The following is a 12,898-nucleotide window of genomic DNA, read 5'->3' as shown; positions in this document are numbered from 1 at the left end:
GCCCACCCAAGACGCACCCGCCGACGGCGAGGACGAGCAGCCGCCCGCCCCGAAGGCCGAGACGACCGTCGCCGAGCCGGACACCTACTCCCTCACCGACGACGGCAACGCACTCCGCCTCGTCGACACCCACGCCGACAACGTCCGGTACTGCCCCGAACGCGGCACATGGCTCACCTGGGCCGGGCACCGCTGGGCATGGGACAACCCCGGCACCGTTCAGGAGCTCGCCCGCGCCATCGCCCGCAACCTCCCCACGGCCGACGGCGACCAACGCCGCCACAGAAAGGTGTCCCTGTCCGCCCGCGGGCTCACCAACATGCTCACCGTCGCGCGCACCGACCCCCGCATCGTCGCCCCCATCAGCGCGCTGGACGCACACCCCTACGACCTCAACACCCCCGGAGGACTCGTCGACCTCCGCACCGGCACCGTTCGTCCCCCCGACCCGTCCGCCCTCTGCGCCCGCGCGACGACCGTCGCCCCCGACTTCGAGCAGCAACCCGAACGGTGGCTCAAATTCCTCGCCCAGACGTTCGCCGGCGACGACCAGATGACCACCTACGTCCAACGCCTCATCGGCGTATCCCTCGTCGGGCAGGTGCTCGAACAACTCCTCCCCTTCCCCTACGGGTCCGGCGCCAACGGCAAAAGCACCCTCATGGGCGTCCTGGCGCGGGTCCTCGGCATCGGCGACGACGGGTACGCGCTGTCCGCCCCCGCCGAACTGCTCCTCGCCACCCCGAACAGCGACCACCCCACCGAAGTCGCGCGCCTCTCCGGAACCCGCTTCGTCGTCACCTCCGAACTGGAAGACGGGCAGAGGTTCGCCGAGGCGAAGGTGAAACTCCTCACCGGCGGCGACCCGATCGCAGCCCGGTTCATGCGCGGCGACTACTTCACCTTCCTGCCCACGCACACAATCTGGATGCCCGGCAACCACCAACCCGACGTCCGTAGTGGGGGCCCCGCATTCTGGCGACGGTTGCGCCTCCTCCCCTTCCTCCACGTCGTTCCCGAAGAGGAACAAGAAAAGGGACTCGAAACGAGGCTCGTTGACGAGGAGGGCCCCGGCATATTGGCGTGGGCCATTCGAGGCGCGGCCGAATACTTCGCGCAAGGGATGACCGAACCCGAATCCGTGCGCGTCGCCACCGAGCAGTACGCCAAAGAGCAGGACACGATCGGGCAATTCGTCGAAGAACAGTGCGAGACAGGGTCACCCGCCCTGCCGCACATGTGGGTTAAGGCCGTCGAACTGCGCACCGCGTACGAGGCGTGGTGCCACCGGGAAGGCGAACGCACCACCACGGTAAAGGCGTTCTCCCTGGCGCTGCAGAAGCGATGGAACGTGATCGTCGAGAAGGACCGGGCCGGGCGCACGTACCGCGGGATCAGGCTCGCCGACCCGTCACACGAAGACGAGAACCCGTCACAGGACGACTCGTCCCGGGGGCAAGGATGGTGACAGTCCGAGAAAACCCGATTACAGGTGTGACGGGTCGTGACGGGTACGCGCCGGGTTACTTTTCCAACCCGTCACACCGATTCACTAACCCGAACCAACCCGTCACACCCGTCGCACGCTGCATGGATGCGCGACGACCCGTCACGGAACTACCGGCCAGTAGCAATTCTGTGACGGGTGTGACGGGTTACCCCCTACCTATCCGCCCTAACGCGCGCACAGTTATTAAGACTTACGCGCGCGCGATCACCGTCAATAGGCGCTGCCCGTCACACCCGTCACACCCGGCGCAACCCATCACGCAACCAAACACAACCCCCGCCCCACGGCGGCCCGCATGAGACTCACCACCCGCGCCCGATGGGACCCCTGCCCCAACTGCCACGCATGGACCATCCGCGCCCTCGACGACCACACAGCCGCGATCGACACCCGACTCGACCCGGCACCCCTAGACACCCTCGCCGAGCTGTCTGCGGCCCTCACAGGCCGCCGAACCTACGAGGTCATCCCGATCGCCGCACACCACGAAATCGCCGAACGCACACACTGGCGAATCAACGGAAACCACGGCCACCCCGTGTTCCCCATCCACCAATGCCCCGGCATCATCCCCGCCGGGCCCCTCCCAATCCCCAGACCGCGAAAGGCGCGAACCAATGAGCGACCGCCCTTCTAGCCCAGAAAAGACATTCGCGGCATCGCTCCGACACGTTCGCCGCAACCAAAGAATGAGCCAAGAACACCTCGCCGAACAGATGCGTACCCTCGGCTTCCCCTGGCAGCAAACAACCGTCCACAAGACCGAAAACGCAGCACGACCTATACGGCTCAATGAAGCCCTCGCCCTAACCGAGATCCTCCGCATGAACCTCGGCGAGCTACTCAGCAATCCCAGCAGCGAACAGCCCGCCCTGGTCGCCGAAAACGCCGACCTGAGACGCCGCCTCGCCCGCGCCCGAGCCGCTCTCGACGAGGAGACCCGTTGATCTCTTACGACCACACCGGCGACCGGTCGCCGCGCTCGGTCGCTCGCGACACGCAAGCCCTCCCGGCCATCGACCGCGCGCTCGCAGACCTGGCCGAGGTCGAGACCCTCGTTCCGCTCTTGGCGCTGCTCCGCGACCCCGCCGCGAAACGCCCGTGGCGTGAGGTCCAGCTCGACGCGTGGGCGCGTGCGGAGCTGGACGACGAAGCCCGCGCGGAGCTCGCCGAGCGGACGGAGGACGCGCCCGGCGAACATCGCGACGCCGCCCGCGCCGACGTCCTCGACGTCCTGTCCGGGGTGCTGTGGCGTGCGGAGGACCTCGCGCATCACCTGTCCCGCGCCGCGCGCTGCCCGATCCTGCCCCCGGCCCGGGCGGACGGGGACCCGCGCCCGTACCTCGCCCACGCGGCCGCGTGCCTGCCGACCGCGGTCACCGGCTGGGAGAACGGGAAGGAGATCGCGCAATACGCCGCAGACACCGCCGCGGCGATGGTCGCTGACCTCGAATCAGCGCTCGCCCTGAACGTCGACGGGCACACGGTCAAAGCGGTCTGCCCGTGGTGCCGTGGTGGGCTGGCCGGCTCGTACACGTGGCGGGTCCGCGTGGTCGCCGACGAACCCGCGATCGTGTGCGAGTCCGGCCTCTGCCAGCCGTCGTCTCGCGAGGTGACGACGTGGTGGAAGGGCTGCCCTGTGTGGCGGTTCCCTGACTGGCCGTGGCTCGCCAAGCGGGTCGCTCACCTCGACGCGCGGCGCATGGCCGAGGCCGCGCCGCCGCCGCGTGCGCTCCCCGCCGCTCCGCCCGCCCCGCCCATCTCGCAGGCCGAGGTCGAGCTCCTCGCCGGCCTCGCACCCGAACCCCCGACCGATGAAGGGACCGCAGCATGACCGACACCGAGATCACTTACCGGCGCACCGCCGACGACACCAAACACGGCATGACCCTCGACGAACTCCGCCGATTCCTCGCCGGAAGCGCCGTCCTCGAACTGCCCGACACCGCCCGCGTCAAGGTCACCGCGACCTGGCGCGGCACCATCAAGCGCTTGGAGATCCACCAGTGACCGACCAGACCCCCGACCCGCCCGGGACGCTCCGCCGCGCATTCCCCCTCACGACCGCCCTCGCTGCCGCGCTCGACCTTGACGACGAGCGCCTCGACGCCGTCCTTGAGCGCGCCGTCGCCACCAGGCGCCGCCGCGCTGCCGCTGCCCGCCTCGCCAACCTCGCCCGGGAGACGACCCGATGACCGACCAGACACCCGACCTCGACGCCACCATCGCCAAATCGGCCGCAACCATCCGCGACGCGTTCGAGCCCCTCGCCGACGCCGTCCGCGAAGCCTGGGACAAGATCCGCCCCATCCTCCAGGCGACCGCCCGGGACGGCGAGACGCAGACCGCCGCCGTCTACGCCCTCGCTGGCGCTTTCGAGGAGGACGAAGCGGACGTCAGCGAGCAGCTCGTCAAGCTCGACGCCGACCAGCTCCGCGACGTCATCGCCGCCGCGAACCTCCTCGCCGAGAAGGCCGCCCTCGCCTCCCTCACCGCCAGCACCGACGGGACCGACCAGTGACCGACCAGAAGCCCCCGACCCTCGCCGCCGCGTTCGCCGACATCGGCAACGCCATCGGCGCCGGCTTGAAGCGCATCGGCCTGGCCGTCGCCGAAGCCGCCGAAGCCGTCCAGGACGACTACGCCCTCGTCCCCGACCCGGATGAGGCCGAGCCCCAGAGCATCATCGTCGGCGGTCAGGGCGGCGACGGTGACGTCCTCGACTTCCGGGCCAGAGGGCGCGCCCGCATGGCCCTCATGGCATGCCTCGACCAGGACGACGACCACACCGCCCGCCTCCTCGACCGCCTCGACCCCGAGCAGCTCCGCGCGGTCGAGCACGCGGCGGTTGCGCTGTTCCTGCACGCGTCCCGCCTCCGCCCCCACGACGACCGGGCCGCAGACCAGCAGCCCGTCACCGGTCGCCACGCCCTCACCGGCCGCGCCGCCGCCATCCGCGCCGAACGCGACGCCTTCGGCGAACGCCTCATGCAGACCGAGGCCCTCGACGACGCGCAAGCCAACGCCGTCGCCGACCTCCGCACCATCATCGACGAGCAGCCCGACACCTTCCGGGCCTTCCTCCGCGATGAGATCCGCCGCGACCCCGAATGGTGGCGTGACATCCTCCGCCGCGAACTCCGCGCCGGGTTCCTGCGGGAGGACTTCGACCGTGCCGGTGTCACCGTCCGGGACGGCACCAGCGACACCGACGCATGGCGCCCGTGACCTGGCTTGACAGCGCGCCTGTGGATAACCCATGATCGGAGGCGTTCTTGGCATGCCCTGAACACGGGGACAGCACAGCGAGGCCCGTCGGTAGCCCGTCCGGCGGGCCTTCGCCATGTCGGCACCACCCCGGGCATAATGGAACGCATGTTCGACCCCTCCGCGACGTGACATGCGCCCACCGCCCGTCGTCACCTACCGCGTAATCGGCGGACCCGCCTACCTCCTCGCCTGGGAAAAACACCCAGACCGAACCTGGTGGGCCCGCCTCCTATGGGTCGAGATCACCCGCGATGGCTACACCGGCCGGCACGCCCGCGTCATCGCCGACGACATCGCGCCCATCCCCGGCCAGGACTACCGCGCCGTCCCCCGCCGCGGCCTCGACCCGCGCAGCTACCCGCCGAGCGACCCGACCGACCCCCGCGACCCGGCCAACCGCGCGTTCAGCCAGAACCGCGGACAACAGCGACGCCGGGAGGCGGCCGAGCGGGCGCTGAACCGCAAGCCCGAACCGAACTTCTGACCTCGGGGGGTGGTCGGCATGGCCGCAGGCCGCCCCCTCACCCAGCAAGACCGCGACCAGGTCCGCGCCCTCCACGCCCAAGGGCTGAACCGCAACGCCATCGCCCGCGAGATCGGTCGCGCGCAGTCCACCGTCAGCAAGATCGCCGCCGAGCTGGGCCTCAACTTCGACCGGTCGCGCACCCGCGAGGCCACGAAGGCGAAGGTCGCCGACGCCAAGGCCCGCCGCGCGCAACTCGCCAGTGATCTCCTCGACGACGCCGCCGAGCTCCGCAAGCAACTGTGGCAGCCGTGCACGCTCGTCAAGATCGGCGGCAAGGATAACGTCGCCACCGAACACCCCCTCGGCCAACCGCTGTTCGAGGACCAGCTCAAAATCGTGCAGGCCACCGGCCTCGCCGCCGAGCGGCACGCGCGCCTGGTCGAGCTCGACCGCGACGACGGCAACTCCGAAGTCGCGTCCCTCCTCGGCAACCTCCTCGGCGGGCTGCAGGCCAAGCACGGCACCGGCGACGACGAGCAGCAGTGACCGTCGGGCCGGTCCTGTCTGAGAAGCAAGAACGGTCGATCGCGCACAGCACGGCGCGGCTCAACATCTGGTGCGGCTCCGTCCGAAGCGGGAAGACGATCGCCAGCCTGTTGCGTTGGCTCGCCTACGTCGCCAAGGCGCCGCCCGGCGACCTCGTCGTCTCCGGCAAAACCCTCGACTCCGTCGCCCGCAACGTGTTCGGGCCGTTGCAGGACCCGGCCATCACCGGCCCGGCCGCCCGGCTCGTCCGCTACACCCGCGGCGCCGGAACCGCGACCATCCTCGGCCGGAACGTCGAGGTCGTCACCGCCAACGACAACCGCGCCGAGGAGAAGCTCCGCGGGTTCACGTGCGCCGGCGCGTACGTCGACGAGATCACCGTGTTGCCGGAAACGTTCTGGACGCAGCTTCTCGCCCGCCTGTCCGTCCCCGGCGCGAAGCTGTTCGGCACCACCAACCCGGACGGCCCGATGCACTGGCTACGGGTCAAATACCTGCTCAGACAGGGTGAACTGAACCTCCGGTCATGGCACTTCACCCTCGACGACAACCCGGGCCTCGACCCGCAATACGTCCGCGACCTCAAGGCCGAATACGTCGGCCTGTGGCACCGCCGCATGATCCTCGGCGAATGGTGCCTCGCCGAGGGCGCGATCTTCGACATGTTCGACCCCGCCCGCCACGTCGTCACCGACCTGCCCGCGATCGTCCGCTGGGTCGCGCTAGGCGTCGACTACGGGACGCGGAATCCGTTCCACGCTGTGATCCTCGGCGTCGGCACGGACGACCGCCTGTACCTGACGCGCGAATGGCGCTGGGACTCGACTACCGCCCGACGCCAGCTCACGGATGCCGAATACTCGCAGCGGCTCCGCACCTGGTTGACCACCGTTCCCATCCCGACGACGACCCTCGCCGGTGTCGACCCCGAGTACGTCGTAGTGGACCCCAGCGCGGCCAGCTTCCGCATCCAGCTCTACCGCGACGGCGTCACCGCTCGCCTGGGCGACAACACCGTTGTGGACGGCATCCGGACCATGTCCAGCCTGTTCGCCCTCGACCTGCTGCGCGTCCACGACTCGTGCACGGGCCTGCTCGACGAGCTCCCCGGCTACTCGTGGGACGACAAGGCCGCGGAGAAGGGCGAGGACTCCCCGATCAAGGTCGCCGACCACGGCATCGACGCGGCCCGGTACGCGATCCACACGACCCGTTCGGCGTGGCGGCCGATGCTGCCCGCCGGCCTCACCCTCGCCGCATAAGGAGCCCCATGTCCAAGCCCAGCGTCGGCCGCATCGTCCACTACGTGTCGTACGGCACCCCCGGCGGCGAGTACACCCCGCAGTGCCGCGCCGCGATCATCACCGAAGTCCCGCACGTCGACGAGGCGCGTACCCCCGAGTTGCACGCGGAGGGCGAGGAGCTCCAGGCGCGCGGCAGGGTCGGTCTGGCCCTCCTGAACCCGTCCGGGATGTTCTTCAACGAGGCCGACTACGACGAGCAGCATCACGGCGGTACGTGGCACTGGCCCGAGCGCGTCTGACCCCTCCCCGAAAGCCCCCGGCGCGGGCGTCCCCCCGAGGTCTGCGCCGGGACGTTCACCGGCCCGGCCGCGTACCGGAGGGGTTGCGCGGTCGGGCCGGCCAACCCCTCACCCGGAAGGATCCCCTACGCATGTCCGCACGCGACGTCACGATCAGCCTCACCGGCGACGGCTCCGGCTCCGTCCAGGTCGACGGCCACGACCTCAGCAACGCCACCCGCGGCCTTCACATCGCCTCAGTTGTTGGCGAGCGGCCCCGGCTCGTCCTCGACGTCCCCGTACGCGAGGCGAAGGTCGACGGCGAGATGACCGTCACCGTCCCCGACAAGACCCGCGACGCGCTCACCGCGCTCGGATGGGGCACCCCCGACCAGCTCAACGCCGCCTACCGCGAACGCGCCCGCCTCGTCGCCCACCTCGCCGCGTCCTACCCCGGCGACGCCGTCCTCGCCTTCTCCGACCCCGACGCCCCCGGCTGGGCCGTCCTCACCATCGCAACCCCCGCCGGACAGCTCTCCTGGCACATCGCCGCTGAGGACCTCGACCTGTTCCCCGAGTACCTGGTCGCGCGCGTGCACCCCGAGGACGAGCGCGCGACCTGGGACGGCCACGACACGCCCACGAAGTACGAGCGGCTATCGGTGCTGGCGTCGCAGACGCACGCCGAGCGCCGCGCACAGATGGCAAGGGGGTAACCGATGCCCCTACCCGACGGCGGCAACATCGCATGGCCTCCCGAGCACTGCGGCCCCATCAACACCCAGATCGCGGCATGGGCCGCGTGGTACTCCGGGGACGCCGAGCAGCTCGCCGCCATCTATGCCGGCGACGGATCCAACTCCACCGCCGGCCGCGACTTCTTCGCGTCCGAGACCGGCGGCATGAAGGCCACCGCCCGCCGCGTGTTCGACCGGGTCCGGCGGTGGTTCTGGGGCAACCGCAACCCCTCCGGCCAGCCATCCAACCGGCTCCACGTCCCCATCGCCGGAGACATCGCATCAGCATCCGCCGACCTGCTGTTCAGTGAGCCGCCCGCGATCAAGGCCGACGACGAGCCGACACAGGCCCGCCTGGTCGAGCTGTTCGACGATGGCGCCCACGCCACCCTCCTCGAAGCCGCCGAGATCTCCGCCGCCCTGGGTGGCGTGTACCTGCGCGTGTGCTGGGACGAGACCACCGTCCCCGACCGGCCATGGCTCGGCGCCGTCCACCCCGACGCCGCCGTCCCGGAATGGAGTTTCAGCCACCTCACGGCCGTGACGTTCTGGCGCGTCATCAAGACCGACAAACGCACCGTCGTGAGGCACCTCGAACGGCACGAGCCCGGTGTCATCCTCCACGGCGTGTACGAGGGCACCGACGAGCACCTCGGCATGCCCGTCCCCTTCGACGCCCACGAAGAGACGGCGTGGTTGACCGAGCATCCGCGGCTGACCAACGGCAACGAGATCCCCACCGGCTTGGGCAACAAGCTCGCCGCCGTGTACGTCCCCAACATGAGGCCGAACAGAGTGTGGAGGAACACCTCCCAAGCGTCCGCGCTCGGCCGCTCCGACTACGCCGGCGTCGAGGCGCTCATGGACGGCCTGGACCTCACCTACTCGTCCCTGATCCGCGACGTCGAGCTCGGCAAGGCCCGCCTGATCGTCCCGCAGGAGTACATGACCTCGCACGGCAAAGGCCAGGGCGCATCCGTCGACCTGGACCGCGAGGTGTACGAGGCCGTCCGCACCATGGGCGCCGACGAAGGCAAGATCGACCTCAAGGAAGTCCAGTTCGACATCCGTGTCGACGAACACGAGGCCGTCATCTCCGGCCTCAAGACGACCATCGTCTCCAGCGCGGGCTACTCCGCGGCGACGTTCGGCCTCGACACCGAAGGCTCGGCGATGACCGCTACCGAGGTCGCCGCCAAGAGCCGCCGGTCGCTGATCACGCGGGACCGTAAGACGAAGTACTTCGGGCCCGGCCTGGCCGACATCACCGAGGCTCTCCTCGGCGTCGACGCCGAAATGTTCGGCACCGCGATTCAGCCGCAGCGGCCCACGATCGAATGGCCCGACGCCATCTCCGAAGACCCCAAGGCGGTCGCCGAGCGCGTCGAGCTGTGGGGCCGCGCCGAAGCCGCGTCGACGGAGACCCGGGTCCGGGAGCTTCACCCCGACTGGGACGACCCGCAGGTCACCGAAGAGGTTCAGCGGATCCGGGACGAATCCGCCATGGGCGTCGACCCCGCCGAGCAGTTCGGCGACGAGTTCCGCGCTGGCGAACACGGCGCCGACGCCCCGCCGGACGCCCCGCCCGACGAGGAATAGCCCCGTGCGGCTGGTCGTCCGGATCCTCGGCCGCGAGGTCCTCGCCCTGGAACTCGACCACTCCGAACCCGCCCCGATCGTCGAGGACGGCCCCCCGTTCGGCTTCACCGGCTCCGCTGGCGGCGTCGCCGAGCTAGCGGACCCGTGGCCTGCCGACGAGGTGGTGTGCCGTGGCCGTTGACGCGGACCTCGTCGACGCCATCGCCGCCACCGTTGCGGACCTGTGGCGGGAGGCCGAGACGGCGCTCACGCGCACGGTCGCACGGTCGCTTCGTCAGGGCATGGACAACCCGGCCGCCGCGCAACGCCTCTCCACGGTGCGGGCGCTCCGCCGCTCCGCCCAGGGCATCGTGGCCGCCCTGGAGGCCGACACCGGCCCGACCGTCCGGACCGCCCTCGCCGACGCCTACCGGCACGGGTGGCGCTCCGCCCTGGTCGACCTTCCGCGCCGGTTCTTCCCGCGATCCCGCATCGCCGAGGCCGCGAGCGAAGCCCTACGCCAGCGGTCGGGCGCCGGGTTCATCGAGACCCTCGCCGCCGCCCTCATCCGCGACCTCGGCCACGTCACCCGCAACATCCTCCGCGATGTGGTCGGCGTGCACCGGGACGTCCAGGCCGCCGCCGCCGCGCGGATCCTGACCGGCGCGCAGACCCGCCGCGAGGCGACACAGGCCGCGTGGCAGGCGTACGTCGACCGGGGCGTCACGGGCTTCACCGACCGTTCCGGCCGCCGCTGGCGGCTCTCCTCGTACGCCGAGATGGCCGCGAGGACGAACACGCAGAGGGCCGCGACACAGGGCCAGGTCGACCGCCTCACATCGTTGGACGTCGAACTCGTCTACGTCTCCGATTCCGTGCAGGAGTGCGCCCGGTGCCGCCCGTGGGAAGGCAAGATCCTCCGCACCACCGACGGGCCCCGCGACGTGCAGGTCGAACACCCGACGCGAGACGGCGTCATGGTCACGGTCGAGACCGCCGGATCGTTGGACGATGCCCGGCTTGCTGGGCTGTTCCACCCGAATTGCAGGCACAGTGTCAGCGCATATTTGCCTGGCGTGACGAAGGTCCCGAAGGCCAGGCCGGACCCGGACGGCGACCGCGCACGGCAACGCCAGCGCGCTCTAGAGCGCAGGATCCGCCGGTACAAGGAACGCGAGCAGGCCGCCCTCACCGATGAGGCGCGCAAGGCCGCCCGCGCCCGCGTACGCGCCGCGCAGGCCGCCCTACGTGACCACCTCGCCGAGCATCCCGACCTCAAGCGCCTCCGGTACAGGGAGCAGATCGGCGCAGGCAACATCCCGCCCGCCGGCCGCCGCGACGACCCGGCGACCCCGCAGGGCCCGCCCACCGAGCCGACCCTCGACGGCGGGCCCGCACCCGCACCCGAGCAGCACACGCGCCGCCGCGCCCCCGAGCCCTCGCCCGCGGACGAGGCCCGGCAGCCTGGCCCGGATCAGCCCGTCCTCGAACCGCCGCCCGCCCCCGACCCGCGCAAGATGAGCGACGAGCAGCTCGAAGCCGCGCTCATGGAAGAGATGAGCAAGGCCGACTTCGACGAGGCCCGGATCAGCGAGCTGTCCGCCGAGGTCGACCGCCGCGAAGCCGCCGCCCGGGAGGCCGAGGAACGCCGCGCACGGAACCGAGAGAAGGCCCGGGAGCGCCGCGAACGGCAGGACGCCGAGCGCGCGCAGCGCATGGCGGACCTGCTCGACGAGGGATGGCCCGAAGAGGAAGCCATCGAAGCCGTGTACGGCACGAGCATCGAAGCGCAGCGGCGGGCCCGCGCCGTGGAGGAGCTCCGCGGCGCCGGCTACCAGGGCGCCCGGTTCGAGGACCTCGCCCGGCAGGCCTACAAGGACCACGTCTATCAGCAGTGGCTCGCCGCGTCCGAAGCCACCCGGGGCGTTCTCCTCACCCGTCAGGGCGAGGCCCGCGGCATCGAGCCTCAATCTCTCTTCCACGGCCCGGAAGCACGGGCGAGGAAATGGGCGTCCGACGAGCTGAAAGGCTGGTGGGACCGCAACGGGCGCCTCACGTTCGCCGACTTCAAAGAGATGCTTCTCGGTAGACGCGGCGAGCAGGGTGGGAGAGACTTCCTCTCGTGAACGCCACCGGCTGGGCCTACGAGCGCGGCACCAACGAGAGAGTCGACGACGACGGGAACGTCGTTACGGAGCCGACCGATAACGCCTGGTTCGTCTGCCACGATCACAACCTCGCTAGCGGGGCTCTGCCGGTTGCGGAAGCGCTGGAGTTCGCCCGCGCCCACCTCACGGAGCAGCATCCGGAAGACGAACTTGAGGCGCTGCCGTGAACCAGGCCGACGCAGTGCGCGCCGTCACCGCCGGCCGAGTCGCCGCCCGGAACAACGAGCCCGCGACCGCGTGCCCGCACGACCCCAACGCCAAGACTCCGCAGGAGCGGGCCCTGGCGCGCCTGTGGCTACGCGGGTACGACCGCGAGAACCCGCTGAACATCGACTACTCCTGACGCTTACGGGGACGTCCGCCGCCCGCTCCCTGCCCCGGCCGCGCCGCGTGCCACGCTCTGATCTCGTCCGCGCGTTCCGGGAGCCAACCGGGTAGGTCACGGTCGCCGAGATGAACGTCCGGCGCGGGGAAGTCTCCGTGACGGTCCTGCCATTTCGCTACGGCTTGCGCGGACACGCCGAACAGGGCGCCCACGGACGCCCTATCGAGGTACCGGGTGGGACCGGTCGTCACGCGGCCACCACCGTGAACATGCCGCCGTCGGAGGCGGGCTCATCGGAGAGGGCAAGACCGAACAGCGCGCCGTCCACCCGCTCTGCGATCTCGACGACGGGCGCGGCCTCGGCCGCCGCGTCGAGGAGGTCGAGGGTGCCGCACCCGTCGCCCTGGATACCGGCGAGCATGTCGAGCTGCGTACCGGCGGTGTACCAGTCGCCTGCGGTCATCTTCGTCCAGTCCTTCATTCCTGCTCCCTAGAACGTCGTCCGCGTTGTGGACAACGTTAATGGAGACAAGGGAACATTGTCCAGCTTTCAGACAAAGAATCTTTAGACTTCCCGCCGCACGGCGGGCCCCACCCCTCACCACCAGCCCCGACGCCGCACGGCACCAGGGGCACCACCACCCGCACGGGAGACACGCATGACCATCACGACCCCCGGCGCGATCATCGGCTACCGCAAGAACGGCCAACCGATCCGCCTCATTGCCGGAGCCGAGGACAACCCGCCCCCGGCCGACCCTGCACAGGGCCAGTCC

General features: G+C 70.5%; 18 protein-coding genes. 17 read left to right on the top strand and 1 reads right to left on the bottom strand.

The features are described 5' to 3' along the window. From E1287_RS37770 to E1287_RS37695, 17 genes are all read left to right on the top strand, one after another. Window positions 1–1,468, top strand: a 1,468-nt coding sequence (locus E1287_RS37770; protein ID WP_243719711.1) for a phage/plasmid primase, P4 family, incomplete at its 5' end; no start/stop codon positions are given. A gap of 731 nt (window positions 1,469–2,199) precedes the next feature. Beyond that, window positions 2,200–2,457, top strand: coding sequence for a hypothetical protein (locus E1287_RS37765; protein ID WP_131970088.1), 258 nt, complete (start codon window positions 2,200–2,202; stop codon window positions 2,455–2,457). Then, on the top strand, window positions 2,454–3,344 hold the full coding sequence (locus E1287_RS37760) for a hypothetical protein (protein WP_131970087.1): 891 nt from the start codon (window positions 2,454–2,456) through the stop codon (window positions 3,342–3,344). The genes E1287_RS37765 and E1287_RS37760 overlap by 4 nt, the downstream gene beginning before the upstream one ends. Next, window positions 3,341–3,520, top strand: coding sequence for a hypothetical protein (locus tag E1287_RS37755; RefSeq protein WP_131970086.1), 180 nt, complete (start codon window positions 3,341–3,343; stop codon window positions 3,518–3,520). Before E1287_RS37760 ends, E1287_RS37755 begins: the two co-directional genes overlap by 4 nt. Further along, window positions 3,517–3,705: a hypothetical protein gene (locus E1287_RS37750; RefSeq protein ID WP_131970085.1), complete on the top strand. Its 189-nt coding sequence runs from the start codon at window positions 3,517–3,519 to the stop codon at window positions 3,703–3,705. The genes E1287_RS37755 and E1287_RS37750 overlap by 4 nt, the downstream gene beginning before the upstream one ends. Next, window positions 3,702–4,031, top strand: a complete 330-nt coding sequence (locus E1287_RS37745; protein ID WP_131970084.1) for a hypothetical protein — start codon at window positions 3,702–3,704, stop codon at window positions 4,029–4,031. Before E1287_RS37750 ends, E1287_RS37745 begins: the two co-directional genes overlap by 4 nt. Further along, window positions 4,028–4,738, top strand: a complete 711-nt coding sequence (locus tag E1287_RS37740) for a hypothetical protein (protein WP_131970083.1) — start codon at window positions 4,028–4,030, stop codon at window positions 4,736–4,738. The genes E1287_RS37745 and E1287_RS37740 overlap by 4 nt, the downstream gene beginning before the upstream one ends. A 172-nt stretch (window positions 4,739–4,910) precedes the next feature. Further along, the gene (locus tag E1287_RS37735) at window positions 4,911–5,264 is read left to right on the top strand and encodes a hypothetical protein (protein WP_131970082.1); all 354 of its coding nucleotides are present in this window, start codon (window positions 4,911–4,913) and stop codon (window positions 5,262–5,264) included. An 18-nt stretch (window positions 5,265–5,282) separates the two neighbouring features. Then, window positions 5,283–5,792: a helix-turn-helix domain-containing protein gene (locus E1287_RS37730; RefSeq protein ID WP_131970081.1), complete on the top strand. Its 510-nt coding sequence runs from the start codon at window positions 5,283–5,285 to the stop codon at window positions 5,790–5,792. After that, window positions 5,789–7,054 carry a PBSX family phage terminase large subunit gene (locus E1287_RS37725; RefSeq protein ID WP_131970080.1) on the top strand — a complete coding sequence of 422 codons (1,266 nt, stop codon included), beginning with the start codon at window positions 5,789–5,791 and terminating at the stop codon, window positions 7,052–7,054. The genes E1287_RS37730 and E1287_RS37725 overlap by 4 nt, the downstream gene beginning before the upstream one ends. Before the next feature lie 8 nt (window positions 7,055–7,062). Further along, entirely contained in the window at window positions 7,063–7,335 is a 273-nt protein-coding gene (locus E1287_RS37720; protein ID WP_131970079.1) for a hypothetical protein, read from the top strand. A 131-nt stretch (window positions 7,336–7,466) separates the two neighbouring features. Beyond that, window positions 7,467–8,030, top strand: a complete 564-nt coding sequence (locus tag E1287_RS37715) for a hypothetical protein (RefSeq protein ID WP_131970078.1) — start codon at window positions 7,467–7,469, stop codon at window positions 8,028–8,030. A 3-nt stretch (window positions 8,031–8,033) separates the two neighbouring features. Continuing rightward, window positions 8,034–9,650 (top strand): phage portal protein, encoded by a 1,617-nt coding sequence (locus E1287_RS37710; RefSeq protein WP_131970077.1) that lies wholly within the window; start codon window positions 8,034–8,036, stop codon window positions 9,648–9,650. Window positions 9,651–9,654: 4 nt separating this feature from the next. Then, the gene (locus tag E1287_RS44330) at window positions 9,655–9,831 is read left to right on the top strand and encodes a hypothetical protein (RefSeq protein ID WP_165969400.1); all 177 of its coding nucleotides are present in this window, start codon (window positions 9,655–9,657) and stop codon (window positions 9,829–9,831) included. Beyond that, complete coding sequence (locus E1287_RS45135) at window positions 9,821–11,755, top strand: phage minor capsid protein (RefSeq protein WP_207934697.1); 1,935 nt, start codon at window positions 9,821–9,823, stop codon at window positions 11,753–11,755. The genes E1287_RS44330 and E1287_RS45135 overlap by 11 nt, the downstream gene beginning before the upstream one ends. Continuing rightward, window positions 11,752–11,964, top strand: coding sequence for a hypothetical protein (locus tag E1287_RS37700; protein ID WP_131970076.1), 213 nt, complete (start codon window positions 11,752–11,754; stop codon window positions 11,962–11,964). The genes E1287_RS45135 and E1287_RS37700 overlap by 4 nt, the downstream gene beginning before the upstream one ends. Further along, window positions 11,961–12,140: an Rmf/CrpP fold protein gene (locus E1287_RS37695; RefSeq protein WP_131970075.1), complete on the top strand. Its 180-nt coding sequence runs from the start codon at window positions 11,961–11,963 to the stop codon at window positions 12,138–12,140. The genes E1287_RS37700 and E1287_RS37695 overlap by 4 nt, the downstream gene beginning before the upstream one ends. A 229-nt stretch (window positions 12,141–12,369) precedes the next feature. Here E1287_RS37695 and E1287_RS37685 read toward each other — a convergent pair whose 3' ends face one another. Continuing rightward, window positions 12,370–12,603: a hypothetical protein gene (locus tag E1287_RS37685; protein ID WP_131970073.1), complete on the bottom strand. Its 234-nt coding sequence runs from the start codon at window positions 12,601–12,603 to the stop codon at window positions 12,370–12,372. Window positions 12,604–12,898 lie beyond the last annotated feature (295 nt).

It is taken from the genome of Actinomadura sp. KC06, from assembly GCF_004348735.1.
Classification (GTDB): Bacteria; Actinomycetota; Actinomycetes; order Streptosporangiales; family Streptosporangiaceae; genus Spirillospora.
Note: the sequence above shows the minus strand (reverse complement) of the source record. Positions and strands in the feature narration are given on the sequence as shown.

What these genes read in the sequence shown, in the direction of transcription:
- E1287_RS37685 (WP_131970073.1), bottom strand. Translation starts at nt 12,603, where the DNA reads ATGAAGGACTGGACGAAGATGACCGCAGGCGACTGGTACACCGCCGGT.
- E1287_RS37720 (WP_131970079.1), top strand. Translation starts at nt 7,063, where the DNA reads ATGTCCAAGCCCAGCGTCGGCCGCATCGTCCACTACGTGTCGTACGGC.
- E1287_RS37710 (WP_131970077.1), top strand. Translation starts at nt 8,034, where the DNA reads ATGCCCCTACCCGACGGCGGCAACATCGCATGGCCTCCCGAGCACTGC.
- E1287_RS37715 (WP_131970078.1), top strand. Translation starts at nt 7,467, where the DNA reads ATGTCCGCACGCGACGTCACGATCAGCCTCACCGGCGACGGCTCCGGC.
- E1287_RS37735 (WP_131970082.1), top strand. Translation starts at nt 4,911, where the DNA reads ATGCGCCCACCGCCCGTCGTCACCTACCGCGTAATCGGCGGACCCGCC.
- E1287_RS37730 (WP_131970081.1), top strand. Translation starts at nt 5,283, where the DNA reads ATGGCCGCAGGCCGCCCCCTCACCCAGCAAGACCGCGACCAGGTCCGC.
- E1287_RS37745 (WP_131970084.1), top strand. Translation starts at nt 3,702, where the DNA reads ATGACCGACCAGACACCCGACCTCGACGCCACCATCGCCAAATCGGCC.
- E1287_RS37765 (WP_131970088.1), top strand. Translation starts at nt 2,200, where the DNA reads ATGAGCCAAGAACACCTCGCCGAACAGATGCGTACCCTCGGCTTCCCC.
- E1287_RS37755 (WP_131970086.1), top strand. Translation starts at nt 3,341, where the DNA reads ATGACCGACACCGAGATCACTTACCGGCGCACCGCCGACGACACCAAA.